At 45.8% G+C, this 24687-nt stretch carries 20 protein-coding genes; 10 read left to right on the top strand and 10 right to left on the bottom strand.

Annotation, left to right across the window (positions count from 1 at the left end; genetic code table 11):
- Positions 1-70 precede the first annotated feature (70 nt).
- Positions 71-589 carry a hypothetical protein gene (locus GO493_RS19770; protein ID WP_157307964.1) on the top strand — a complete coding sequence of 173 codons (519 nt, stop codon included), beginning with the start codon at positions 71-73 and terminating at the stop codon, positions 587-589.
- A gap of 45 nt (positions 590-634) precedes the next feature.
- Here GO493_RS19770 and GO493_RS19765 read toward each other — a convergent pair whose 3' ends face one another.
- Complete coding sequence (locus tag GO493_RS19765; RefSeq protein ID WP_157307963.1) at positions 635-2887, bottom strand: Tex family protein; 2253 nt, start codon at positions 2885-2887, stop codon at positions 635-637.
- 144 nt (positions 2888-3031) lie between these two features.
- Between GO493_RS19765 and mazG the strand changes: the two genes are divergently transcribed.
- Both mazG and GO493_RS19755 read left to right on the top strand, forming a co-directional pair.
- Positions 3032-3799, top strand: a complete 768-nt coding sequence (mazG, locus tag GO493_RS19760) for a nucleoside triphosphate pyrophosphohydrolase (protein WP_157307962.1) — start codon at positions 3032-3034, stop codon at positions 3797-3799.
- Positions 3800-3804: 5 nt separating this feature from the next.
- Positions 3805-7584, top strand: a complete 3780-nt coding sequence (locus tag GO493_RS19755; protein WP_157307961.1) for a sensor histidine kinase — start codon at positions 3805-3807, stop codon at positions 7582-7584.
- Positions 7585-7648: 64 nt separating this feature from the next.
- On the opposite strand, the gene plsX is transcribed toward GO493_RS19755, so the two are convergent.
- From plsX to GO493_RS19740, 3 genes are all read right to left on the bottom strand, one after another.
- A complete protein-coding gene (gene plsX, locus GO493_RS19750) occupies positions 7649-8590 on the bottom strand; it encodes a phosphate acyltransferase PlsX (protein ID WP_157307960.1) in 942 nt (313 codons plus the stop codon).
- Positions 8591-8637: 47 nt separating this feature from the next.
- Positions 8638-8832, bottom strand: coding sequence for a 50S ribosomal protein L32 (gene rpmF / locus GO493_RS19745; RefSeq protein WP_012793868.1), 195 nt, complete (start codon positions 8830-8832; stop codon positions 8638-8640).
- A 75-nt stretch (positions 8833-8907) separates the two neighbouring features.
- Positions 8908-9441, bottom strand: a complete 534-nt coding sequence (locus GO493_RS19740) for a YceD family protein (protein WP_157307959.1) — start codon at positions 9439-9441, stop codon at positions 8908-8910.
- Positions 9442-9616: 175 nt separating this feature from the next.
- Between GO493_RS19740 and GO493_RS19735 the strand changes: the two genes are divergently transcribed.
- Positions 9617-11638: a PAS domain-containing hybrid sensor histidine kinase/response regulator gene (locus tag GO493_RS19735; RefSeq protein ID WP_157307958.1), complete on the top strand. Its 2022-nt coding sequence runs from the start codon at positions 9617-9619 to the stop codon at positions 11636-11638.
- A 7-nt stretch (positions 11639-11645) separates the two neighbouring features.
- Here GO493_RS19735 and GO493_RS19730 read toward each other — a convergent pair whose 3' ends face one another.
- A complete protein-coding gene (locus GO493_RS19730) occupies positions 11646-12524 on the bottom strand; it encodes a fructosamine kinase family protein (protein WP_157307957.1) in 879 nt (292 codons plus the stop codon).
- Between GO493_RS19730 and GO493_RS19725 the strand changes: the two genes are divergently transcribed.
- The gene (locus tag GO493_RS19725) at positions 12454-13626 is read left to right on the top strand and encodes a DUF3810 domain-containing protein (protein ID WP_317165446.1); all 1173 of its coding nucleotides are present in this window, start codon (positions 12454-12456) and stop codon (positions 13624-13626) included. The two genes, GO493_RS19730 and GO493_RS19725, sit on opposite strands and share 71 nt — an antisense overlap.
- 2 nt (positions 13627-13628) lie before the next feature.
- A complete protein-coding gene (locus GO493_RS19720; RefSeq protein WP_157307955.1) occupies positions 13629-16238 on the top strand; it encodes an MGH1-like glycoside hydrolase domain-containing protein in 2610 nt (869 codons plus the stop codon).
- Between the two features lie 74 nt (positions 16239-16312).
- On the opposite strand, the gene GO493_RS19715 is transcribed toward GO493_RS19720, so the two are convergent.
- Positions 16313-17260 (bottom strand): arginase, encoded by a 948-nt coding sequence (locus tag GO493_RS19715; RefSeq protein WP_157307954.1) that lies wholly within the window; start codon positions 17258-17260, stop codon positions 16313-16315.
- Between the two features lie 235 nt (positions 17261-17495).
- On the opposite strand from GO493_RS19715, the gene GO493_RS19710 reads away from it, so the two are divergent.
- Positions 17496-18635 (top strand): acyl-CoA dehydrogenase, encoded by a 1140-nt coding sequence (locus GO493_RS19710; protein ID WP_157307953.1) that lies wholly within the window; start codon positions 17496-17498, stop codon positions 18633-18635.
- Between the two features lie 187 nt (positions 18636-18822).
- Positions 18823-19500: a YggS family pyridoxal phosphate-dependent enzyme gene (locus GO493_RS19705; protein WP_157307952.1), complete on the top strand. Its 678-nt coding sequence runs from the start codon at positions 18823-18825 to the stop codon at positions 19498-19500.
- On the opposite strand, the gene GO493_RS19700 is transcribed toward GO493_RS19705, so the two are convergent.
- Positions 19501-20478: an MBL fold metallo-hydrolase gene (locus GO493_RS19700; protein ID WP_157307951.1), complete on the bottom strand. Its 978-nt coding sequence runs from the start codon at positions 20476-20478 to the stop codon at positions 19501-19503.
- Positions 20479-20598: 120 nt separating this feature from the next.
- On the opposite strand from GO493_RS19700, the gene GO493_RS19695 reads away from it, so the two are divergent.
- Positions 20599-20940: a winged helix-turn-helix transcriptional regulator gene (locus GO493_RS19695; protein ID WP_157307950.1), complete on the top strand. Its 342-nt coding sequence runs from the start codon at positions 20599-20601 to the stop codon at positions 20938-20940.
- A 20-nt stretch (positions 20941-20960) separates the two neighbouring features.
- On the opposite strand, the gene GO493_RS19690 is transcribed toward GO493_RS19695, so the two are convergent.
- A complete protein-coding gene (locus GO493_RS19690) occupies positions 20961-21803 on the bottom strand; it encodes a sigma factor-like helix-turn-helix DNA-binding protein (protein WP_157307949.1) in 843 nt (280 codons plus the stop codon).
- Between the two features lie 10 nt (positions 21804-21813).
- Positions 21814-22254 carry a RidA family protein gene (locus GO493_RS19685; RefSeq protein WP_157307948.1) on the bottom strand — a complete coding sequence of 147 codons (441 nt, stop codon included), beginning with the start codon at positions 22252-22254 and terminating at the stop codon, positions 21814-21816.
- Positions 22255-22601: 347 nt separating this feature from the next.
- On the opposite strand from GO493_RS19685, the gene pdxR reads away from it, so the two are divergent.
- Complete coding sequence (gene pdxR, locus GO493_RS19680) at positions 22602-24068, top strand: MocR-like pyridoxine biosynthesis transcription factor PdxR (RefSeq protein WP_157307947.1); 1467 nt, start codon at positions 22602-22604, stop codon at positions 24066-24068.
- 34 nt (positions 24069-24102) lie between these two features.
- Here the strand turns inward: pdxR and GO493_RS19675 are convergent, their stop codons facing one another.
- On the bottom strand, positions 24103-24561 hold the full coding sequence (locus tag GO493_RS19675; RefSeq protein ID WP_157307946.1) for a carboxymuconolactone decarboxylase family protein: 459 nt from the start codon (positions 24559-24561) through the stop codon (positions 24103-24105).
- Between the last annotated feature and the right edge of the window lie 126 nt (positions 24562-24687).

Raw genomic sequence — 24687 nt, 5'->3', positions numbered from 1 at the left:
TGTGCGTGACAGGGTAAAGACCCTGCCCGGTCATGTACAATAACACCAACCCGTAATAGAAACCATGACAATGAACAAACACCTGGCAGCAATGTATGTAATGGCTGCCTGCATTTTAGGCTGTAAGGAACCGGCGCCGGACGCAAAAGGCGAAAAGAAAGGGGGAGCTGTTCCCCCGGAAACAGACACAATGATGACCATTTCAGATACGATAGAACCTCAGCAGGTAGCTTCATGGCGATCGTTTGAGCAATTTGATGGTAAATATGCTCTTGAAACAGGAATGCTGGAAGCAGAACCGCTTAAAGCACGCATAAGCCATCTTTTGCGGCAGGAGAATGAGACATTTATCAAGCGGTTCGACGTAACACCTCCCGTAGAAGTAGACAGTGATATTCTCTATAACCAGGGCTGCCGCCGTCATTATTGCGGAGTGGACGAGGCGGCTATAGCAGTAGATATGCGCCGTGATATCGTTTATGTAGGTATTGCAGTGAACGGAAGGGTAAAGCTTTATAGTGAGAAGAACGATCATTCTTATCCCGAAAAGCTGCTACGGTGGAAATTGAAATTTCCCTCGCTGAATTAGATATTCCAATAAAAAAGCCATCCTCGCAGATGGCTTTTTTATTTGTTAATTGAACTTTTTCTTCAGTTCCATCAGCTTTGCCTGGAAATCATTCAGGGGAGCTGCAGACGGCTTACCTCCCGGTTTGCCTTCCTTCCTTTCCCTTCGTTGTCCGCCACTCGCTGCAGGAGCTTCGTTATCCTTCATGGATAAGGAGATCCTTTTACGGGAAGGATCTACTTCCAGCACAGTAACCATTACTTTCTGATTCAGTTTCACTGCCTCATTCGGGTTGCTGATAAATTTGTTGCTCAGATGGGAAATATGCACCAGACCATCCTGTTTAACACCTACATCCACAAAAGCACCGAAGTTGGTAATGTTGGTCACCACACCCGGCAGTGTCATACCTACTTTCAGATCTTCCATGGTTTTGATGCCTTCTGCATATTCGAAGATAGCGATCTCATCGCGCGGGTCACGGCTGGGTTTATCCAGTTCTTTCAGGATATCTTCCAGGGTAAGCAGCCCCACTTCTTCGCTTACATATTCTTTGGGATTGATCTTTTTACGCAGTTCTTCCTTGCTCATCAGGTCCTGTACAGAGCACTGCTGCTTGCTGGCCATTTCTTGTATCAGCTTGTAACGCTCAGGGTGTACCGCAGAATTATCCAGCGGGTTATCTCCGTTCTCAATACGAAGGAAACCTGCGCATTGTTCAAATGCTTTATCTCCCAGGCGGGTTACTTTTTTCAACTGTAAACGGTTGCTGAAAGCACCGTTCTCTTTGCGGTATTTCACAATGTTATCTGCCAGTGAAGGGCCCAGGCCGGATACATATGCCAGCAGATGCTTGGAGGCCGTGTTCAGGTTTACGCCAACATTGTTCACACAGCTTACAACCACCCTGTCAAGGCTCTGTTTCAGGCTGGACTGGTTCACGTCATGCTGATACTGACCTACGCCTATTGCTTTTGGATCTATTTTCACCAGTTCAGCCAGCGGGTCTATCAGCCTGCGGCCTATAGATACTGCGCCACGTACAGTTACATCGTAGTCAGGGAACTCCTCCCTTGCTACTTCAGATGCAGAGTAAACGGAAGCACCGCTTTCATTTACCATGAACACATTGATCTTTTTGCCGAAATCTATCTTCTTTACGAACTCTTCCGTTTCACGGCCGGCGGTACCATTACCTACAGCAATAGCAGAGGAATCATATTGTTGGGCCCATCTTTTCAGCAGGGCCTCCGCATCATCTCTTTTATAGTTCTTTTCCAGGGGGAAGATCACGTCATGGTCCAGCATATTGCCCTGGTTGTCAAGCGCTACTATTTTACAGCCTGTTCTGTAACCCGGGTCAATTGCTATAACAGCCTTTGGTCCCAGGGGAGCAGCCAGCAGCAACTGACGGAGGTTTTCTGCAAATACTTCAATGGCTTCAGCATCAGCCCTTTCCTTAGCTACCGCCCTGAACTCATTTTCCAGGGATGGGCGCAGAAGACGTTTATAGGAATCAGCGATGGCCTTGTTCACTTGTTCGCTGCTGGCATTATTGCCGGTAACGAACTGTTTCTGTATGATCTCAATAGCCTCTTCTTCCACAGGAGTAATGGTCCCGTACAGGAAGCCTTCAGCTTCACCACGCAGAATAGCCAGTACCCGATGGGAAGGAATGGCATTCAGCTCCTCGCTGAAATCAAAATAATCCTTGTATTTGTTGCCTTCTTCTTCCTTGCCCTCTATCACTTTGGAAGTCAGCACGGAAGTATGGGTGAAAAGCTTACGCAGTTTGTCACGCAGCTCAGCGTTTTCGTTGATCCATTCCGCCATAATGTCACGGGCGCCCTTCAGTGCTTCATCCGTAGATGCTACCTGTTCATTAAGGTACTGCTCTGCAACAGTTTGCGGCGCGGTTTCCTGCTGCTCAAACAACAGTTTTGCCAGCGGTTCCAGGCCTTTTTCAATAGCCACGGTAGCCCTGGTCTTACGCTTCGGTTTATAAGGCAGATAGATATCTTCAAGTTCAGTAAGCGCCCAGGTGTTTTCCAGTTTCTCCTGTAGCTCCGGCGTCATTTTCTCCTGGTCAGTAATGGTTTTGATGATGAAAGCGCGGCGTTCATCCACTTCCTTGTAGCGTTTCTGCAGGTCCTCGATCCTGCCTATCTGAACCTCGTCCAGGCTACCGGTCACTTCCTTTCTGTAGCGACTGATAAAGGGTACTGTAGATCCTTCCGCCAGCAAATTCATGGTGTTCTCCGCTTGTCGCGCTGCGATCCCCAGCTCCGCTGAAATTAGCGCAATGTGTTTGCTATTCATGAATTAAAAATTAGTCCGTTTTATGGTTAACCAAAACCAGCGGCAAATGTAAATAAATTGGCTTTCCCGGCAACAAAAAGAAATTAACATAACAGCTCCCCTTACAGTGCTTTACCCCCTGCAGGAATTTTTTATATTTGACAAATGGAAAATAACGCAGCTTTTAACCGGTTGCTCGGTATCATGGATGATTTGAGGGAGAAATGCCCCTGGGACAAAAAACAAACCATTCAGTCACTCCGTCAGCAAACTATTGAGGAATTGTATGAACTGGCAGATGCTATCACTGACCAGGACTGGAAATCCATGAAGGAAGAGCTGGGAGACCTGCTGCTGCATATCGTTTTTTATGCCAGGATAGCCCGCGAGCAGCAACAGTTCACCATGGAAGAAGTGATCAACGGTATCTGTGAAAAACTGATATCCCGCCATCCGCACATCTATGGCGATGTGAAAGTGGAAAATGAAGAACAGGTAAAACAGAACTGGGAAAAGCTTAAACTGAAGGAAGGAAAGACCTCCGTACTCAGTGGCGTGCCCGTAGCACTTCCGGCGCTGGTAAAGGCAATGCGCCTGCAATCCAAAGCAAAACAGGTTGGTTTTGAATGGGATAATGCAGACCAGGTATGGGATAAGGTAAAAGAAGAAATGGACGAGCTGCATGAAGTAGTGCAAAGCGGCGTACAGGAAGATATAGAAGATGAATTCGGAGATGTGCTCTTCTCCCTTGTCAACTATTCCCGTTTCCTGAAAGTAGACGCAGAGAATGCCCTTGAACGTACCAATAAGAAATTCATACGCCGTTTTCAGCAGATGGAAAAGATAGCTGCAGCACAGGGTAAGACGCTCGACGAAATGTCGCTTACAGAAATGGATGGCATCTGGAACGAAGTGAAAAAATCTGAAAAATAAACGACTTGCTGGATATCAAAGAAATAAGACTGTTTTTTATCCGCCACGGATACCTGTTGATCATTGCTGCCTGGTTGTTCACATTTTCTTTCCTCTTCAGCAATTACTGGTCATATTATTCTTCTCCCCAGGGAGTGAAACGTAGCCTGGAGAAAAGCATCCGTCAGAGAGAAAAAGCATTTGAAGAGCTCTCACAGGATACTGCATTGTTGTCCCGCCTGTTTGTACGTGACTATAACGAACGCCAGGAGAAATGGCTCAGTAACCAGGACTTCTATCTTTTTGCATATGACAGCAGTGCTGCCGGCCGCTGGCTGGTGTACTGGAGCACCAACCTGGTACTACCGGAAGAGTGGCAGGTGCCCCTTGTACCCGGTATGCGTTTCCTCAAACTCAGGAACGGCTATTATGAGGTGATCTGTAAAAAGGTGGAAAGCACAGAGAAAGAGCATGACCGCTTTCTTGTAGCTGCCATTCCTGTGATGATGCAATACAACATCAGCAACACCTACCTGGTAGATCACTTTTACGATAAACCGGCTCTCGGAAAAGAATATACGATCCATCTCAAGCCCCCCGGCATTCCTGTGCTGAATGGACAGGACCTTATCCTCTTCTACCTGCACTACGACAGGGCCATGGATACCAGCCCACCTAACATGCTCAGCGTTATATTGCGGGTGCTGGGATGTATCTGCGTACTGATCTTTATCAACCTCTTTGCCGCTATGCTGGCAAGACAGAAGAATCCCCTGTACGGCTTCCTCTTCCTGTTCAGCGTTATCATCCTGTTCCGTACCCTCAGCTACCTTTATCCTTTCCCATTCAACCTGCGATCGCTTTATATCTTTACCCCCCTTATTTATGCAAAGGACGAGGTTTTCCGCTCCCTGGGAGACCTGCTCCTGAACGTATTACTGGGATTCTGGCTGCTGTTGTTCTTCCGGGAACACGTAAAGACCATCCGGGCGCCGCTGGTGAAAAAAAGCTGGCAGCAAAGGATAGTGATCATTCTCAGCAGCTTTATCATGTATGTGGTAGGACAGTTCCTCTCCGAACTGATCCAGAGCCTTGTAATAGATTCCAGGATATCTTTTGACGTTACCAACTTCGTAAGCCTTAACAGTGACAGCATCACTTACAGCATTATAGGATTTATCATACTGGGATTTATAGCTTTCAGTTTCCTCTTCTTTTCACAGATCATCAACTACCTGCTGAATGAACTGACAAACTTCAGGCACCGTTCCAAATACATATTCCTGGCCGTGGTCGGGGTCGTATGGCTGATGTTCCGTTTACAGAACCCGGAAATATACTATTCTTTAGCACTGGTTATCTGGCTGATCATCTACGTGGTGCTGCTGGATGTACTGGCTATGCGTTTTGAGAACAGCCTGGCTACCGTACCTTTCCTGTTCTGGTTGTTCATCCTTACTATCACCACTTCTGCGGTTATCGTTTACTACAATGATCAGAAGGAGATCAGTCTGCGGGAACGCATGGCGGTAGAGCTTTCCAAACAAAAGGACCCTTACCTGGAAATGCTGCTCACAGACGTTACCCGCAAGATGGAGGAAGATGAACTGTTACAACTTTTCTTCCTGCAGAGCAATGGCAATAATATGCCCCGTTCAGTGTTGGAAAACGAACTGAAACAGAAGTACTTCAAAGGGTATCTGAGCCGCTTCAATGTAACCTTCTATCCTTTCAATGAATACGGTGAATCCATATATGGGGGGGATACTTCCAGTTTCTCAGTGCTGAGCAGGCGTATGCTCGTCGAGTCGGAACTGATAGGTAATGAGCTGTATTATAACGAGCGCAGTTTTAACGATTACAGTTACATAGGCCGGAAAGATTTCTTCCGTAACGGGGTGCCTTCAGGATACCTGGTGTATGAGTTAACTCCCGCAGTACTCAACACTCAACGGCTTTACCCTGAGCTCCTGGTAGATGGGGACCTGTACGATCCGGAAAAAGAGTCTTCTGTTGCCTATTCCTATGCCATTTACGACAAAGGGCAGCTGGTGATCCACAACAACGATTTTGCATTCCCCGTAAGACTGGCGGAAACGCCTAAAGAAGAGATCACCGTTACATCCGACAAAGGATATTCTTCTCTTACCTACAGGGCCTCGAAGGATAAAGTAGTGATAGTAGTGAAAGACAGCAGGAACTTTGTTGAGTTTATCACCCTCTTTGCCTACATGTTCTGCCTGTTCCTGCTTATCATTGTGATCTACAGGATGCTGGACCTGCTGGTAAAAGCACGTATGCGTATCAGTAATATGAAATCGCTGATCAACATCAACATCCGGAAAAAGGTACATGGCACAATCATTTTCATCGTTGTATTTGCATTCGTTATACTCGGTCTGACCACCATCCTTTTCTTCATAGGCCGCTCTGAAAGACAGAATAAGGAAAAGCTCAGCCGTACTATCAATGAGGTATCTCATGATGTAGAGAAAGTATTTGCCAACCAGCGGATGTTTGACGACCTGGATGATCTTTACGATCCTATCTTCCAGGCCAGCCTTTCGGCTTCTATAGGAGAGATCGCGGACGACCGTGCGCTGGATATCAACATATATGACAGGGATGGCAATCTGCAGGTCACTACACAACCGCTTATTACTGAAAAGGGACTGTTATCCAGGAAGATCAACCCGGATGCTTTCCTGCAGTTATACCGTGATCCGAAGATCCAATGGATACAGAAAGAGAAGATAGGTTCCATGAAATTCCTTTCCGGTTATACCCCATTGCGCAGCAACGGAGAGATATTTGCCTATCTGAATGTGCCTTATTTTGCCACACAGACGGAGCTGAATCAGCAGATATCCAATTTCCTTGTAGCGCTGATCAATTTCAATGCATTCATCTTCCTGATAGCCGGTTTACTGGCATTGCTGATCACCAACTCCATTACCAAGTCCTTCTCTCTTGTTACGGAGAAACTGCGTCACGTGAACCTGGGGCAGCAGAATGATGAGATAGAATGGGAGAAAGAAGACGAGATAGGTGCACTGGTAAAGGAATACAACAAGATGGTGCGTAAGCTGGAGGTCAGTGCCGCAAGACTGGCCAAGAGCGAGAGGGAAGGCGCCTGGCGTGAAATGGCACGGCAGGTGGCGCATGAGATCAAGAACCCGCTTACGCCTATGAAGCTGAGCATACAATACCTGCAGCGTGCTATTGATAATGATGCACCTAACGTAAAGCAGCTATCCCATAATGTAGCGCGTACGTTGGTAGAACAGATAGAGCACCTGGCCAATATTGCTTCTGACTTCTCTGCTTTTTCCCGTATAGATGAAGCTAACAGCGAGGTGCTGCTGCTGAATGAAGTACTCTATTCCCTGAAGGACCTTTACCAGAGCCATGAGCATTGTTATATACATTTCAATCCTCCCGGTAAGGCATATTATGTGTTTGCAGATAAGACGCAGATGAACAGGTTGTTTACCAATCTTTTGCAGAATGCTGTACAGGCTATTCCTGAAGGCAGGGCAGGGGAAGTAAGTATCAGCATGGACGAAGTAGAAGATGGATGGGTAGTGGTGAGTATTGCTGATAATGGAGATGGTATTCCGCCTGAGATCCAGTCAAAGATATTCGTGCCTAATTTTACTACCAAAAATTCAGGTACAGGCTTAGGATTGGCAATGTGTAAGAATATTGTGGAACAGGCAAGAGGAGAGATATGGTTTGAAACACAATTGACAGTGGGTACTACTTTTTATGTGAGACTACCAATTGAACCACCGCCGTCTTTTTAAAATAAAAAATACCGGTCTGTTTACAGACCGGTATCAATACCTTTCATTTTCGATAGGATGTAAATTATTTCACAAAACTCTCACGGATCTTATCCAGGAGTTTTGATTCGATCATCTGTTGTGCCAGGGTGAGCATGTTCTTAAAGGCGATGCCTTTAGAGATACCATGACCAATGATCACCGGCTGTGAAACACCCAGTACAGGTGTACCACCATAGGTCTCGAAGTCGAATTTATGCATGTAATCATCGTTAATGTTGCGTCTTACTGCAATATCATGGATAGATTCCGCCATTTTCAGAACTACGTTACCGGTAAAGCCTTCACACACGATCACGTCTGCTTTGTTAGTGAAAATATCCCGTCCTTCAACGTTACCAATGAAGTTCAGTTGCGGATGCTCTTTCAGCAGCGGGTATGTAGCCTGCGCCAGCAGATTTCCTTTACCTTCTTCTTCACCTATATTCAGCAGGCCTACGGTAGGATTGCTGTTCTGCAGGATATGTTTTGAATAAAGGGAACCGAGGACGGCAAACTGTACCAGGTTTTCTGCTTTACAGTCCGCATTGATACCAACGTCCAGTAACAGCCCGAATGAGCCGTCTTCCCGGGGGACGGGAGTGGAGATAGTGGGCCGCTGTATGCCTTCTATAGCCTTGATAGAGTAGAATGTACCAACCATCATGGCTCCGGTGTTACCGGCACTGATAAAGGCGTCCACTTTGCCATTCTGCAGAAGGTGAAAGCCGATACCAATAGAAGACTGCGGTTTTTCCTTCAGTGCTTTGGTAGGATGTTCATTCATCCCTATTACCTGGGATGAATGAACAACTGAATATTTTGATTGGTCTAACTGCGCATCTGACAACAGGGGGGCAAGAGCCGCCTCATCACCAATCAGCACCAGGTGCGCATCCGTAGCAACAGTGTCTAAAAATAATTTTACTCCTTTTACTGCTTCAATGGGGGCAAAATCGCCGCCCATCATATCTAGCCCGATTCTCATGAACGTTTAGGTTTGTCTGTTTGGTCGGGGGTAAAAATAGTAATAAATTATTTAGTGCTGCTTTGTTTTTCCAATACTACTTTTCCTCTGTAGTACAGTTTGTTCTCTACCCAGTGAGCACGATGTCTCAGGTGCACTTCACCAGTTGCGCTATCTGTGCTTAAAGTATCCGCAAAGGCCTTGTAATGCGTCCTTCTCTTAGCTGATCTTTGCTGAGAATGTCTGCGTTTCGGATTTGGCATTTTATTTAAGTTTTAATTGTCCGTGTTTAATGTTTAATAAGTAATTTATGATCTCGCCTTCACTTGTGCTGAACCCTAGTTCTGGCGGAATTTATCCAGGTCTTTCCAGATCGGATTGTCTTTTTCGCCTGATTGCTGGTTCATCTTGTCCAACATTTCCAGTACTTTCGGATCACAACCGCTTTTCCCGTCCTTTTCCGGGTGAATGCGCTGCATGGGAATGCTGAGATTGATGAACTCATAGATCCATTCAGCTACATTCAGATGAGATTCCGTTTTGGAGATGTAAGATACATCCGGGTCCTCATCATCGTTTAACTCGTCCGGGTTATCCACCATTTTCACTACCTGGTCAAAATCGTCCCAGAGCTGTAGCTCAAATGGTTGTCCGCAACGGTCACAATTTACGGTAACGGTACCCCCGATTTCAAATTTCAGCAGGAAGAAATTACTTTTCTTGTCGAGCAGTAATTTTACTGTTGCATTACAGTTACTGAAGTCCTGTGGGCCGTAGTTTTCAAAGAAACTATCCGTAATTTGGTACTGAAATGTATGCACCCCGGGCTTCAGTCCCACAAAGGCAATATCAAATTGACGGAGTGCTTTCATATTAAAATCCTCACTTTTAGAGGGATGCAAAGGTAACCAAATATTTGCAAAAGCAAAAATTTCCTATTTTTGTTGATTGCCAATATTATATTTATATTTTGTATGTTGTATTTCTGGAATGGCCAACTTAATTTGTCAAAGAGTGGCCAGTGCCCCATCTCTATTTTTTTAACAAATGGCTAAAGCCCGGATCAAAGATAAGAGAAAACATCCCACGGACCGCAGTTTATCTGAGGCTCCCCATGCCATATTCTCACTTCCTCTCAGTATTTTGCTGAAAAACAGCAATGCAGGCGTGCTGCTCACAGATGAACAACACAGGGTTATCTGGATAAACCACGTATTTGCCGATAATGCGGGGTCCGTAGCCGACCACATTGTGGGAATGCCTTTCCGGGACGTTATAAACCATTTCAGTGGCTTACTGGCAGGTCCGGAAGCTTTTATCGAGAAAATGGAAGACCTGCGCCGTAATATAAAACCTTATTTCGGCTGGGAACTCGCGTTGAACGACGGGCATCTTTATGAGATCAGTTACATCCCTTTGATAGACAATGGGGTTTTTACAGGCAGTGTCTGGCAGATACTGGACGTTTCCCGGCATAAAATGAAACGTTCTGACATGGAACAGGCCCGTGAGCAGGCAGAACAGGCCAGAAAGGCCCAGAAAGAGTTCCTGGCCAGTATGAGCCATGAGATCAGGACCCCGCTCAACGTCATCATCGGCATGACACACCTCCTTGAAGAAACCGCCCTGGACGCCACGCAGCAGGATTATATTAAGATATTGAAGCATTCTTCCGGTATTCTCCTTGGACTTATCTCCGATATTCTCGATATTTCCAGGATAGAAGCAGGCGAATTACAGGTAAACCAACGGGAATTTAACCTGGTAGAGCTGGTACATTCCCTCCGTCATACCTTTGAGCTTAAAATGGGCCACCGCCCGGTCAGGATCTCCGCCTTTATTGACCCTCAGCTGCAAAACCGGCTGGTAGGTGATGATATGCTGCTGAACCAAATACTTATGAACTTGTTAGGTAATGCAGAGAAGTTTACCAGTGAAGGTGAAATTTCAATCAGGGTAACGCTGGAATCCTGGCAGGAAGACAAAAGATGGGTACGCTTTCAGGTATGCGATACCGGTATCGGGATCCAGAATGATAAATTAGAGCTTATCTTTCAGAACTATAAACAGGCGGAACAGGAGATCCGGGATAAATATGGTGGCACCGGCCTTGGCCTGGCCATATCCAAACAACTGGTGGAGCTCCAGGGAGGCAGCATCCATGTAGAACATATGCCTGGTTTCAGTACCTGCTTCTCCTTTAACCTGCCCTTCATTGATACCCGTAAACCGGCAATAACCAACGCAATGACCGGAAATAAAAGCAGGCAACCTAACTTTGCAGGTGCAAAAGTGCTGGTGATAGAGGATAATCCGATGAATCTCAGGTACATCATCAGCCTGCTGGAAAAATACAATGTTCAGCATCAGCTGGCCACCAATGGCCCGGATGCACTTTATTTTCTTAATTCAAGACAATATGACCTCATTCTTCTTGATATACGCATCCCCGGGCTGAACGGACTGGAACTGGCTGCAGATATCAGGCAGGATGAAGATAAACCTAATGTGGCTACCCCACTGGTAGCTACCACCGCCCTGGCTATGGAAAGTACCTTTACCCAGGCACGGCAGGCCGGGATCACAGATATACTGACCAAACCTTATACGCCCGATCAGTTATTGCAGGTATTGAATAAATACCTGAACGATGAAGAAACAGAATTTATAATGGAAGAAGCAACCAATTTATCCGGATTTGAGTTCCATAAGGAACTTGATGTAAAGTACCTGAACGCTTTGTACGAGAACAATATTTCCTATGCCGCAGACCTGTTCGAGATCTTCCTGAAAACCATCAGGGATGAAATGGTCAGGATCCGGAGGCTTGTAGATGAGTCAGACTGGGAACAGCTCAGGTTCCAGGTACATAAATTAAAGCCCAACTTCGCAATGGTAGGACTTACCTGGATCACCAGCAGCATGCAGCAGCTGGAAAATGCACTCAACAGCGATACCCTGCCGCCTGTAGAAGAAATAAAAGCTGTATTTACCGCTATCTCTCACGATCTCGATAAATTCTATCCTATTATTGCCGGCGAATATGACCGGATGAAGGATCTTCAGTAAACCATGCTCAGAATGTGTCCAGGACTTCCTTAACACTATTATAGTAACTACCGCCAAACAACAGCAGATGTACCATCAACGGGTATAACTGGCATATGCCTATACGCTGCTGCCATTCATTGGCCAGCGGGTACATAGACTGGTATGTAAAAAAGAAACGTGTATCAAAGCCTCCGAACAACCTGGCCATGGCCAGGTCCATTTCCCGGTGGCCATAATACGCTGCCGGGTCATACACACATGCCCGCCCGTCAGCGCCTACCATAAAATTGCCGGACCACAGGTCGCCATGCAGTAATGCAGGCGGTTCTTCCGGGAAGATCTGCGGCAGCTTCTTCCACAAATGCTCCATCTTCTCCACCATCTGCTTGTCCAGGATATGACGGTTATACGCCTCCCGCGTCAGCGGCTGTAACCGGTTAAAAGCATAGAATACAGACCAGCTGCTGTAAGGGGTATTATATTGTTTGATAGTCCCTATGTAGTTTGTTTCAGGTAACCCGAACAAAGGCTGCGTATGCCGGTGCATCCTTGAAAGCCCGGCAGCAAAATTCTCCCAGAAATCAGGATTGGCGCCGCCTTTTTCCATGAACTCCGTAATAAGAAATGCCTTATTACCAGTCTTGCCCGTAGCAAGCGGACGGGGTACCGTTAAGGTATGAGTATCACGCAGCAATTCCAGCCCGCTGGCCTCCCTTTCAAAAATGCCGGGATATTGCTTCGCATCATTCATCTTCAGGAATAATAACCCGCTTTCCGTTGTCAGCTTGAAAGTTTCATTTATATCTCCACCGGGCATCTTTTCTGCATAATTAATGTGTATTTTCATTCCTGACTGGCAGGAAAGAGCAGTGGTCAGTTCACCCAATAAAATATCATCGGTCATCTTTTGCACAGGTTATATGGATACTAAAATAAAGATAAGGCACACAGGAGTACGTATACTGATAACCGTATTGTGTATATTGACGTTCAACATTTTGCTTGCTTTCAGCCATAGGTTCGCTGAATTTTATTTTCATAGGTTATTCAATTCGATAAGTTCATTCCTTCGTCAGGTACTGGGGAAAGTACCTTTCAGCATCGGCGACGTAATTTATGGCGCCTGGATTATAACAGCAGGCATTTATTTGTTAAAATTATGTTATAAGATTGTAAAAAGGAAATGGAATTTGCTGGGATTACAGTTGCTCCGTGGTATTCAGTCCCTTCTTACCATTTACCTGGCCTTCCTGTTGCTCTGGGGATTCAATTATGATCGTAGCTCCCTGGAAAAGGACCTGCAGCTGGAAGTAACCTCCTATGGTAAAGAACAACTTTACCGGCTTACCGATACTTTGCTGCAACAGGTAAATGCAGACAGGTACGCCCTGGGAGATACAATGAACGCCATCCATCCCGGCGCCGATAGTGCCCGGATGTTCCAACAGGCCATACTTGCATATGAAAAAGCCGGACAGGAATGGCCCTCGCTTCAATATCGTAATCCCTGTATCAAACCATCGTTATATAGCCACTGGCTCAATTATATGGGAGTAGGGGGGTATCTTAACCCCTTTACCGGCGAAGCCCAGGTGAATGTCACCACCCCCGGTTTCCTGCATCCTTTCACCATTTGTCATGAAATGGCTCATCAGTTAGGTTACGCACCGGAAGAAGAAGCCAACTTTGTAGGGTACCTGGTAGCGGTGAATGACACCAGTCCCCGCTTCCGCTATGCAGCTAACTTTGAAATGTTCATGTACAGCGTGCGTCAGCTGCGCAGGCAGGATACTACCCTGGCAGGACAGCTCTGGCGTAGGGCAGTTCCGGGAATTAAAGCCGATGTGCGCCAGCTCAGGGAATTTTATGAACAATACCGCGGTCCGGTAGATAACTATACCGCTATGATCTATGACCAGTATCTCAAGGCAAATAAACAGGAAATGGGCATCCGTAGCTACAGCGAAGTAGTAGGATGGCTTATTGCTTACTTCAAGATCAGATAATAATGAACAAAGAACAAGAAAGATTACAACAGCCAGGATGGAAGAAATGGGGATCTTATGTGAGCGACAGGCAATGGGGCACTGTCCGCGAAGACTACAGCACAAACGGTGATGCCTGGAATTTTACCACTCATGACATGGCGCGCAGTAAGGCATGGCGCTGGGGAGAAGAAGGTATTGCCGGTATTTGTGATGAAAAACAGCTGCTCTGCTTCTCACTCGCCCTCTGGAACAGGAAAGATCCTATCCTGAAAGAACGCTTTTTCGGCCTTTCAAACGATCAGGGGAATCATGGTGAAGACGTAAAGGAACTGTATTATTACCTGGATGCCACACCCACGCATTCCTATATGAAAATGCTCTATAAGTACCCGCAGCAGGAATACCCCTACCAGTGGCTGGTAGGTGAGAATGGCCGCAGGTCTAAAGAACAGGAAGAATTTGAGATCATAGACACAGGTATATTCAATAATGATGAATACTTCGATGTATTTGTAGAATACGCAAAAGCATCTCCCGAAGATATCCTCGTAAAGATCACCATACATAACCGCGGCAAACAGGATGCCCCCCTGCATGTACTGCCTACCGTATGGTTCAGGAATACCTGGGCCTGGGGGCGCTGGGACTATAAACCATCCCTGTGGGATGCCGGCGCCGGCGCCATCCGGCTGGACCATAACAAAATGGCCGTACAATATCTCTATCATGACGGGAAAGGAGAGACAATGTTCTGTGAGAATGAAAGCAACAACCAACGGTTATATAATTATCCCGGCGTTACTCCTTATGCAAAGGATGGCATCAACGATCATATCATTCATGGCGCTCCTACTGTCAACCCGGAAAAGAAAGGCACCAAAGCTGCTGTACATTATAACCTGACAGTACCAGCGCAGGGATCCTGCACGTTACAGCTGCGCCTGTCTGACCGGCAACTTGAAAACCCGCTGGAAGGCTTTGACCAGCTCTTTAATGCACAGGTGGATTGTGCAAATGAATTTTACAGAGACATTCAGAAAGATATCAGTAACGAGGACGAAAGACTTGTACAACGGCAGGCATTTGCCGGCATGCTATGGTGTAAACAGTTCTATTCCTATAAAGTACAGCAATGGCTGGATGGCGATCCTGCCGGTCCGCCACCACCGGGAGAACGCTGGAACGGCCGCAATAAGAACTGGAAACAGTTGTATAATGAAGATATCATCTCCGTACCGGATAAATGGGAGTTCCCCTGGTATGCGGCATGGGACCTCGCCTTTCACTGTGTGACCATTGCCATGATAGACCCGGACTTTGCCAAGCAACAGCTCATGATGCTGACAGAAGAATGGTATATGAATCCTTCAGGTGAATTCCCCGCATATGAATGGGCGTTAGGTGATGTCAACCCTCCGGTGCATGCCGGTGCAGCCTATCGTGTATTTAAGCAGGATGCGGCCCTGAAAGGCAAAAAGGATTATGCTTTCCTGGAAATGATCTTCCATAAGCTGCTGATCAACTTTACATGGTGGGTGAACCGCAAGGACAGCAACGGCAGCAACATCTTTGAAGGCGGTTTCCTGGGCCTGGATAATATAGGTGCATATGACCGGGGTAAACCATTACCCGGCGGAGCAAGGGAAGAACAGGCAGATGCTACCAGCTGGATGGCTATGTACGCGCTGAATATGCTGCACATCTCCCTGGAACTGGCCACTTTCAATAAGGTATACACCAGCATGGCCACTAAATTCTTCGAGCACTTCCTTTACATTGCCGGTGCTATGGCCAGCATGGGAGAAGGACAGGGTGGACTGTGGGATGAAGAGGAAGAGTTTTATTATGACCAGATCCGCACTGTAGATAACCGTATCATCAAACTGAAGATAAACAGTATGGTGGGACTGATCCCCCTTTTTGCCGTAGAGGTCATCAACAAGGATACACTGGACAATAACCCCGAATTTGAAAAACACATGTCCTGGTTCCTGCGCCATCGGCCGGATCTGGCCAGACTGGTGTCACGCTGGTATGAGGAAGGAAAGGAAAATAAACACCTGCTTAGTTTGCTGCGTGGTCACCGTATGAAACGCCTGCTGAAACGTATGCTGAATGAAAAGGAATTTCTCAGTGACTATGGCGTAAGATCATTATCCAAAGAATATCAGGATAATCCCTACTGTGTGAAGGAAGGAGGCGTGGAGTTAACAGTAGGTTACACACCCGGAGAAAGCAATACCTATACATACGGCGGCAACTCCAACTGGCGGGGCCCTGTATGGGTGCAGATGAACTTTGTTATGATAGAAAGCCTGCGCAAATTCCACTATTTCTATTCTGATGATTTCAGGATAGAATATCCTACAGGCAGTGGCAATTACCTTTCATTGAAAGAAGTGGGAACCGCGCTGGCCGGCAGGTTACTGAAGATCTTCCTGAAAGATGAAAACGGCAGAAGACCTGTAGCCGGTTTCAATGAAAAGATGCAGACAGATCCTCATTTTAAAGACCTGGTCCTATTCCATGAATATTTTCATGGTGATAATGGTAAAGGGCTGGGAGCTTCTCACCAGACAGGATGGACCGGTCTTATTGCCAACCTGATCAAGATGAAGAATAATCCATGATATTATGATGAAGAAGATCAACCAGCCCTTTAATTGCAATGCTACCTGGATAAGACAGCTGGCAGGGAATATTGTTAATTAAGCAACAGTACGTTCACACTTCGCTGAAGGATATTGAAGGCTATTTCAGCCATCAGGTTTTCTTTATCCAGCGTGGGATTTACCTCTGTTATCTCGAAGCAGCAGATCTTACGGTGCTGCATAAATTTGGCGATAAGATCTTCTGCTTCACGTTCTCTTAATCCATTGGTGACCGGAGTACCGGTACCTTTGGATATAGAGGCGTCCAGGCTGTCCACATCAAATGATACATAGATATACTCGCAATCACTCAGATAGCGGAATACGGACCTGGCAATCTGTTCCGGCCCTTTTCTTCTCACTTCATTAGTAGTGATCACTTTCATCCCATAGCTCTTGATCAGGTGCTCTTCTTCTTTTTCATAGTCCCGCAGGGAGATGAAAACAATATCCTCAGGTAATATTTTAGGTGCGATATTCCCTACGTTCTTCAGCGCCTCCCAGCTTTTTATAGTATTATCGTCCACTTCATGCACCTTACAGTCAATATTATCTTCAGCAATGGAAATGGCTACCGGCATACCGTGCATATTGCCGGAAGGAGTAGTATATGGCGTATGCAGGTCTGCATGCGCATCTATCCAGATAGCCCCCAGCTTTGCATTGGGACGGGCCATTTTCAGCCCCGCAATCGTGGCGCCGGCAGTACTGTGATCGCCGGATAATACTACAGGGAACCAATTGGCTTTTACAGTCTCACATACGCTTTTGCTGATCCTGTCATAGAGGGTCAGGGTTCCTTTAATACGTTTGGCGTATGGGGATTCTATAGGTTCGAACAGCAGTTTATTCTCTGTTTCTATCGCTTCTGTAGGGAAATGTACAAAAAAGTTGCTCATGAAATCCAATGCAGCGATCTTGATTGCTTCCACACCCAGGCTGGCGCCACGGGTGCCTGCCCCTATTTCCGATTTAACCTCAATGATCTTTATATTTTTCATAAAAGGTAGTTGTCCATCAGCAAGCTACAGGATTTTAACAGAATTGCCGGCGCACCCTATTGTTGAGGCGTATATTCACTTGCGGTAAACGATAAAACTATTGCAATAAGGACGCTGTATCTTCAAATAATCTTTAATATTTTCTGTGGAATGATGGATAAAGATCAATTTTGAACCTTGTATTTTTTTACATGGGCATTAAAAAATAGATTTGGAACAGAATAAACCAAATTCCATGGATTTTCAATTAACGGAAGAACACCTCATGATACAAAAGGCAGCCAGAGATTTTGCTGTCAGCGAACTTTTACCCGGTGTTATTGAAAGAGATGAAAAACAACAGTACCCCGCAGAACAGATCAAAAAACTGGGAGAACTGGGCTTCCTCGGTATGATGGTAGACCCTAAATACGGGGGCGCAGGACTGGATACAGTATCTTATGTACTTGCAATGGAAGAGATCTCCAAAATAGATGCTTCTACCTCTGTTTGCATGAGTGTGAACAATTCCCTGGTTTGCTGGGGACTGGAAACTTTCGGCACAGAAGAACAGAAACAACAATACCTGGTACCGCTGGCAAAAGGTGAGATCACAGGCGCTTTCCTGCTCAGCGAGCCGGAAGCCGGGTCCGATGCCACTTCCCAGCGTACTACCGCAGAAGATAAAGGAGATTATTACCTGGTGAACGGTACCAAGAACTGGATCACCAACGGCAATACAGCCAGTGTATACCTGCTTATTGCCCAGACCCATGCAGACAAAGGCAGCAAAGGTATCAATGCGCTTATCGTAGAAAAGAACAGCCCCGGCATTGTTGTGGGAGCTAAAGAGAATAAACTGGGTATCCGTGGAAGTGATACGCACAGCATCATGTTCCAGGATGTAAAAGTTCCTAAGAAGAACAGGATAGGAGAGGATGGCTTTGGGTTTAAATTTGCCATGAAAACACTGGCCGGCGGAAGGATTGGTATCGCTTCCCAGGCGCTGGGTATTGCCAGCGGAGCTTATGAACTGGCAGTAAAATACGCCAAACAGCGTAAGGCATTTGGTAAGGAGATCAGTCAGCATCAGGCTATACAGTTTAAACTGGCAGATATGGCTACCCGCATAGAGGCTTCCCGCCTTTTATGCCTGAAAGCAGCAAGGGAAAAAGACCAGCACCTGGATTATACCCTCAGCGGTTCTATGGCGAAGGTATTTGCGTCAGAAACTGCTATGTGGGTTACTACGGAAGCTGTACAGGTACATGGCGGGTATGGTTATGTGAAAGAGTACCATGTAGAACGCCTGATGAGAGATGCCAAGATCACACAGATCTATGAAGGTACCAGTGAAGTACAACGTATTGTAATAGGGCGTGCCATATTGGGATAAGCTGCATAGAGAAAGTACTGTGGTGCAAAAGTGGTACCGCAATACATACATTAAACATGCTTTAAACATGCTTAAGACATGCTTGAAAGATACTTGAACCATACTTGAAAGGAGGCGTTAATCAGGTATATTCTTAGGGAAAATTGCTTTCACCGGAGGCGAAAGCAATTTTTTATATTTTTGTGGCATGTCAGTCAATTTACCTGCTTTTCAACAGATCACAGACCAGCTGAAACCTTATCATGCAAAACTGGTAGCCGTTTCCAAAATAAAGCCGCCAGCTGATATCCAGGCATTATACAATGCCGGACAGCGCATTTTCGGAGAGAACTATGTACAGGAGCTCCAGGAAAAACAAGCAGTACTGCCTGCTGATATAGAATGGCACTTCATAGGTCACCTGCAATCCAACAAAGTAAAATATATAGCGCCTTTTGTATCTATGATCCATGCCGTAGACAGCTTCAAGCTGCTACAGGAGATCAATAAACAGGCAGCAAAGCACCAACGTGTTATCAGTTGCCTGCTGCAGGTGCATATTGCTGTCGAAGAAACAAAATTCGGCCTTAGTGAAAAAGAGCTGGAACAACTGCTGGACCAGTATAAGGAACAGGCGGGCAGCCTGTCCAATATCCGTATTGCAGGGCTGATGGGCATGGCCAGCAATACAGATGATCTGCAGCAGGTAAGGAATGAGTTCCGCCATCTGAATGAACTGCGTAAAAGCCTGAAAGCATGCTTCTTCCCCGGCACAGACGATTTTAAAGAACTTTCAACAGGCATGAGCGGCGACTATCCCATTGCTCTCGAAGAAGGCAGTACTATGGTGCGTATAGGCAGTATGCTCTTTGGCGCCAGGTATTGATCAGGGGGTGAACACTGGCCGGGGTACCCATTCAAATCCGTCATTTCTGCTGCGTATATGTCCTATTCCAGGCCAGGGGAGATGATAACCGTATATGGTCAGTCTTTTCTCTGCCAGCTCCTTTAAAACACTTTTACGGGATGTAATGCCCTGTTCAAAATCAGTATCCCATTCTGTTCCCCATTCAGGATGTGCCAGTAACAACGGAGAATGGACCGTATCTGCAATATGCACCAGTGTTTCTCCCCCGGACCGGATAGTGATGATACTATGTCCCGGCGTATGCCCGGGCACAGTACGGGGTTCAAGGCAATCCAGCAATATATCCCCATCCTGGTACAGGTACACTTTCTCTTTTAAGGCTTCCAGCGTTTTCTGCGCTGTGGCCAGGCCTCCTTTATCCCAATCAGGATGAGGGCTTTTACGCCTGGAAAAATCCGGATGAGCCGTACTCCAGAAGGCATGTTCTTTTGCAGGCAGGTAATATGCGGCCCGGGGAAAAACATGGCTGCCATCTGCACTTAGCAGCCCGCCGATATGGTCTCCATGCATATGCGTGATCACTATATCTGTTACATCTGTGGTCTTTATACCGGCGGCAGTAAGGTTCTCCACGAAGCGGCCGGCAATATCGCCCATCACTGATCCACTGCCTGCGTCTATCAGTATTACCCTGTTGTTTTGTTTTATTACCAGTACATTGATGGCAAAGTCAGATTCTCCTGCAGGTAGAAAATCAGTCTCCAGTTCTTTGTTAACAAGTTCTGCCGGTATTCCCGGTGCAATAACCGGTTGTAATGGTTTTACCGGTATATGCCCATCCGTTACAGATACCAGTTCAAGTTCTCCAAGGTTGAACCTGTAGTATCCTGCATTCTTTTTTATAACTCCTGTCTTTGCCTTTGAAAGGGCAATACCCGGCAGCGCCGCAGCCAGTCCTGCCAGTGCAGCGGTACGTATCACATCTCTTCTGTTCATTGATTTAGTATTTGTGACGAAAATACCTGCATCTTATCTTTACAGCAAGTATGCACTTTTTAGTATCCAGGTCACCAATTGTATACTAATGTTGATAATCAGGGAGAAAAAATTTTCATCATGAACAAAAAACTTAACCCGGCCAGTTGTGCAGTAGACTACGCTTTTCAGCGCATTGGCGGTAAATATAAAGGGCGCATTATATGGTATCTGAATGATAATAATATTCTTCGCTACGGGGAATTAAGAAGAATAGTGCAGGGTATTACACCCAAGATGCTGACGCAGACCCTGCGTGAGCTGGAGGAAGACGGGCTGGTATTGCGTACGGTACATCATGAGGTACCGCCCAGGGTAGAATATTCGCTGACAGAAACCGGGAAGGAGCTGCTGCCTTTTATTAATCACCTCCGTGTCTGGGGAGAGAAGCAGATGAAACTGGAAGGAGATACCTGCTACTAGAACAGGCATCTCCTATCGTATTAATTCAGATGTATATGTTTCAGTTTTTCCGGGTCCAGTACAGTACTTATCTGGAGAATGCTGTTATCTTCCGCTATTGTGAACACCTGGCAGGCGTATAACACACCGGCATTGTAATACAGTAACGCCGGCTGATGATTGATAGTGGCTTCAACAACAGTAGACTTAGATTGATATTTGTTGTATACAAAAACCAGCAGATCTGCCACTTCCTGTGTACCGGTACAGAGCTTCTTCACAACATTCAGGTGAGGACCACCATCTGCAACAAATTTTATGTCTTTAGACAAGAGCCCTTCCAACGTTTTTACATCACCTCCCCTGATAGCGTTCAGGTATTGGTCCAGCAGCCTGGCAGCTGCATTTTTACTGTTCAGTAGCTTCATGGGCTGACGGGATTGTTCCAGCTTGGCTTTAGCCCTGCTTAACAACTTCCTGGACATTTCCACTGTACCGGAAATAACACTTGCTATTTCTTCATGAGAATACCCAAAACCTTCTTTCAGGATAAATACCGCCCTTTCTTTCGGATTGAGTTGTTCCAGCAATATCAGCATTGAATAAGAACCTATGTCCCGCAGGTGCATGTCCTGATCAGCCTCTTCAGTAGCTATAGGTTCCGGTAACCATACAGGATCGTATGGAACGGCTTTCTTTTTATTCTTGATATTGATAGACTGATGGATAACGCTTTTTACGAGATAGCCTGTTTCATTCTCGATACCTTGCCGGTCTGCCGAAAAATAATTGGATAGCACATCCTGCACCGCGTCTCTGGCATCTTCTGCCGATCCGAGAATGTTATATGCGTAAGGGAATAATACCTGTTGATAGTCTTTCATTGAATATAGTTTAACGGGTTACAGCTACTGCATCAATTTCAACCAGCATATTATCCAATGCCAGCCTTGGTACGGGGATCAATGTATTGACAGGGAATTTTTTGTCCGGCCATACCTTTTCGAATGCAGCAATGATCGCTTTCAGCTTTTCCTGGTCATGGTCTACTACCAGGGTGGTTACTTTCACCACAGCTTTCATTTCCACGCCCTGCGAAGTTAAGGCTGTTTTTATATTATTCAGCGCATGCTCTACCTGCATAGCAAAGTCTTTGCTTAACTTTCCTTCCGTATTTTCTTCTCCACCCTGCCCGGCTACAAATATCAGTTTACTACCGGCGGGTACCGTTGCCACATGAGAGAACCCATAAGGAGTTGGGTCAAAAAGCCCCGGTGGATTGCTGATCTGTTGCGCATTACTGTTGGTGGCTGTCAAAGCTGCTATAGTACTCATAAAGATCCATTTTTTCATAGTAGATAATTTCGGAAAGTAGAATAATGCAAAAAATTGCTTCGCCCTGAGGCGAAAGCAATTTTTGTGATCAGATTTTAGCTGGCGGCTAATCCCAAAGTCAGACTGCATAGTATTTTTTTGTTTCTATAACAGAATGACAAACGGAAGGTGGAAAACGTGACAACTTTTTCCGGAAAATTTTTCAGACCCCATAACGGGCCATAGATTGCTGAAGTATTTCTTTTACATTCTCTTCCAGGTTCTGATTCCTGCTGTTTATGGCACAAAATTATATCTTTGCTGGATGATGTATATCATCCAGTTTTTAGTTTTAAACTAATCCAGGTATGCAGTTGATAAAAGAGCTGGTAACAGTGGATCATCATTCAGATACACCGGTATATCTGCAGATCACGAATGCTTTCATACAGAATATACGCAAAGGCCGTTTAAGGAAAGGACTGAAACTTCCCGGTTCGCGGGAGGCGGCAGAACTGCTGGGTATTAACAGGATGACGATGGTAGCAGCCTACCAGGAGCTGGATGCCCAGGGGTGGATTGAAATGCTTCCCCGGAAAGGAACTTTTGTGCGGTCTGATCTGCCCCTGTTAACGCCTGCAAAAATATCCGGAGAAAGCCGGATTGCCACGTTGCCTTCCGGAACCGCCTTTTCATATGATGAAAAGAGAATAGTGCCGGCGCCACTACATGATTTTCTGCCATCGGGAGCGCTGGTTCTGAATGATGGTTTTCCGGATCCCCGGTTGATGCCAATTGATGAGCTGATGAGAACTATGAGAAGCCTGTCCCGTTTACCGGCCAACAGGAAATACCTGATGTATGGCGGGGCACAGGGAACGGAAGCATTGAGAGAAAAGCTGGCGGCGTTTCTGGCAGATACACGTGGCCTGCCGGTTACTAAAAACAATATTCTCATTACCCGGGGAGCGCAAATGGGTATCTATCTGGCAGCTTCCATTATAGTCAGTCCCGGTGAAGATATCATTGTTGGTACTCCGGGATATTTCAGCGGTAATCTTACTTTTCAGCAGGTAGGAGCCAGGATAAATGCCGTACCGGTAGATGAGGAAGGAATGAATATAGAGGCGGTGGAAAAGCTCTGCAAAAAGAAGAAGATAAGACTGGTCTACGTTATACCTCATCATCATAACCCCACTACAGTAATGCTTACTCCGGAAAGGAGATTACGCCTGCTGCAGCTGGCAGCTAAATATAAGTTTGCCATTATTGAAGATGATTATGATTATGACTTCCATTACAGCAGCAAGCCCATGATGCCTATGGCCAGTCTTGACGGCAACGGAAGTGTAGTGTACATCGGCACACTGACCAAAACACTTGCTCCGGCTATCAGGATAGGGTTTATAGTAGCTCCTGAAAATTTTATCAGGACTGCCACCTATCTCCGTAAGCATATAGATACTCAGGGCGATAGCCTGATGGAAAATGCCATTGCACAGCTTTACAGTGATGGCACAATCTCCCGCTATATCAAACGCTCTGTCAAAATATATAAAGAACGGAGAGATCATTTCTGCAGTTTGTTACATAATGAACTGGGAGAACATATTTCTTTCAGGGTGCCGGATGGTGGTATGTCAGTATGGACAAAGTTCATGACAGCCAATTTACCGGAGGTGGCAGTGAAAGCTGCAAAGAAAGGCCTGATTATGAGTGATGGGACTAAACATAATTCTCCGGCTGTTCAATACAATGCGGCAAGATTAGGTTTTGCATCATTGAACGAAAAAGAGCTGGAGCAGGCAGTCAGGATATTAAAAGGAATATTATAAATACCGGGGGCGCCGCCCCCGGTATTTATAATATTTAGTACTGTCCTACTTTATAATATCCCGGTTTGGTCTTAAATGTTTTATTCAGCCTGTTCCAGGTATTGATCATCGTTATTTCCAATGTAAGATGAATGATCTCTTCTTTCGTAAACACAGCTTCCAATGCAGCATATGTCTGATCATCCACATCCTGGTGATTGGCATTGGTCAGTACTTCTGCAAATGCAAGCGCTGCTCTTTCTTTATCAGTATAGTAATCAAACTCCCTCCATGCAGCCAGCCCGTGCAGGCGTGACTCACTTTCTCCCATATGAATAGCTTCTTTATGATGCATGTCCAGGCAAAAGGCGCAGCTGTTGATTTGTGACACACGGTATTCAATAAGTGTGGTCAGCTTCTTGTCAAGGTTAGTGCTTCTGATATAAGCGCCGGTTTTCATCAGGCAATCCATCATTCCTTTAGGTATGTCCTGGATATTAATTCTTGGTGTCATTGCTATAAGTTTAAATTTGTCAGTAAATGTTTGTTATACCAGAATGACAGTAGAGAATTAAAAAACGTGACAGGGTTTTAAAAAAAATTTCCGGGGTACTAATAAAAGTAGCATCCAGCGCAGGGA

The organism is Chitinophaga tropicalis (assembly GCF_009758205.1).
Classification (GTDB): domain Bacteria; phylum Bacteroidota; class Bacteroidia; order Chitinophagales; family Chitinophagaceae; genus Chitinophaga; species Chitinophaga tropicalis.
Note: the sequence above shows the minus strand (reverse complement) of the source record. Positions and strands in the feature narration are given on the sequence as shown.

Coding starts and splice junctions, on each gene's coding strand:
- GO493_RS19770 (WP_157307964.1), top strand. CDS start 71: ATGAACAAACACCTGGCAGCAATGTATGTAATGGCTGCCTGCATTTTA.
- GO493_RS19720 (WP_157307955.1), top strand. CDS start 13,629: ATGAACAAAGAACAAGAAAGATTACAACAGCCAGGATGGAAGAAATGG.
- GO493_RS19730 (WP_157307957.1), bottom strand. CDS start 12,524: ATGACCGATGATATTTTATTGGGTGAACTGACCACTGCTCTTTCCTGC.
- GO493_RS19765 (WP_157307963.1), bottom strand. CDS start 2,887: ATGAATAGCAAACACATTGCGCTAATTTCAGCGGAGCTGGGGATCGCA.
- plsX (WP_157307960.1), bottom strand. CDS start 8,590: ATGAGAATCGGGCTAGATATGATGGGCGGCGATTTTGCCCCCATTGAA.
- mazG (WP_157307962.1), top strand. CDS start 3,032: ATGGAAAATAACGCAGCTTTTAACCGGTTGCTCGGTATCATGGATGAT.
- pdxR (WP_157307947.1), top strand. CDS start 22,602: ATGCAGTTGATAAAAGAGCTGGTAACAGTGGATCATCATTCAGATACA.
- GO493_RS19715 (WP_157307954.1), bottom strand. CDS start 17,260: ATGAAAAATATAAAGATCATTGAGGTTAAATCGGAAATAGGGGCAGGC.
- GO493_RS19690 (WP_157307949.1), bottom strand. CDS start 21,803: ATGAAAGACTATCAACAGGTATTATTCCCTTACGCATATAACATTCTC.
- GO493_RS19710 (WP_157307953.1), top strand. CDS start 17,496: ATGGATTTTCAATTAACGGAAGAACACCTCATGATACAAAAGGCAGCC.
- GO493_RS19695 (WP_157307950.1), top strand. CDS start 20,599: ATGAACAAAAAACTTAACCCGGCCAGTTGTGCAGTAGACTACGCTTTT.
- GO493_RS19685 (WP_157307948.1), bottom strand. CDS start 22,254: ATGAGTACTATAGCAGCTTTGACAGCCACCAACAGTAATGCGCAACAG.
- GO493_RS19725 (WP_317165446.1), top strand. CDS start 12,454: ATGTGTATTTTCATTCCTGACTGGCAGGAAAGAGCAGTGGTCAGTTCA.
- GO493_RS19675 (WP_157307946.1), bottom strand. CDS start 24,561: ATGACACCAAGAATTAATATCCAGGACATACCTAAAGGAATGATGGAT.
- GO493_RS19705 (WP_157307952.1), top strand. CDS start 18,823: ATGTCAGTCAATTTACCTGCTTTTCAACAGATCACAGACCAGCTGAAA.
- GO493_RS19740 (WP_157307959.1), bottom strand. CDS start 9,441: ATGAAAGCACTCCGTCAATTTGATATTGCCTTTGTGGGACTGAAGCCC.
- rpmF (WP_012793868.1), bottom strand. CDS start 8,832: ATGCCAAATCCGAAACGCAGACATTCTCAGCAAAGATCAGCTAAGAGA.
- GO493_RS19700 (WP_157307951.1), bottom strand. CDS start 20,478: ATGAACAGAAGAGATGTGATACGTACCGCTGCACTGGCAGGACTGGCT.
- GO493_RS19735 (WP_157307958.1), top strand. CDS start 9,617: ATGGCTAAAGCCCGGATCAAAGATAAGAGAAAACATCCCACGGACCGC.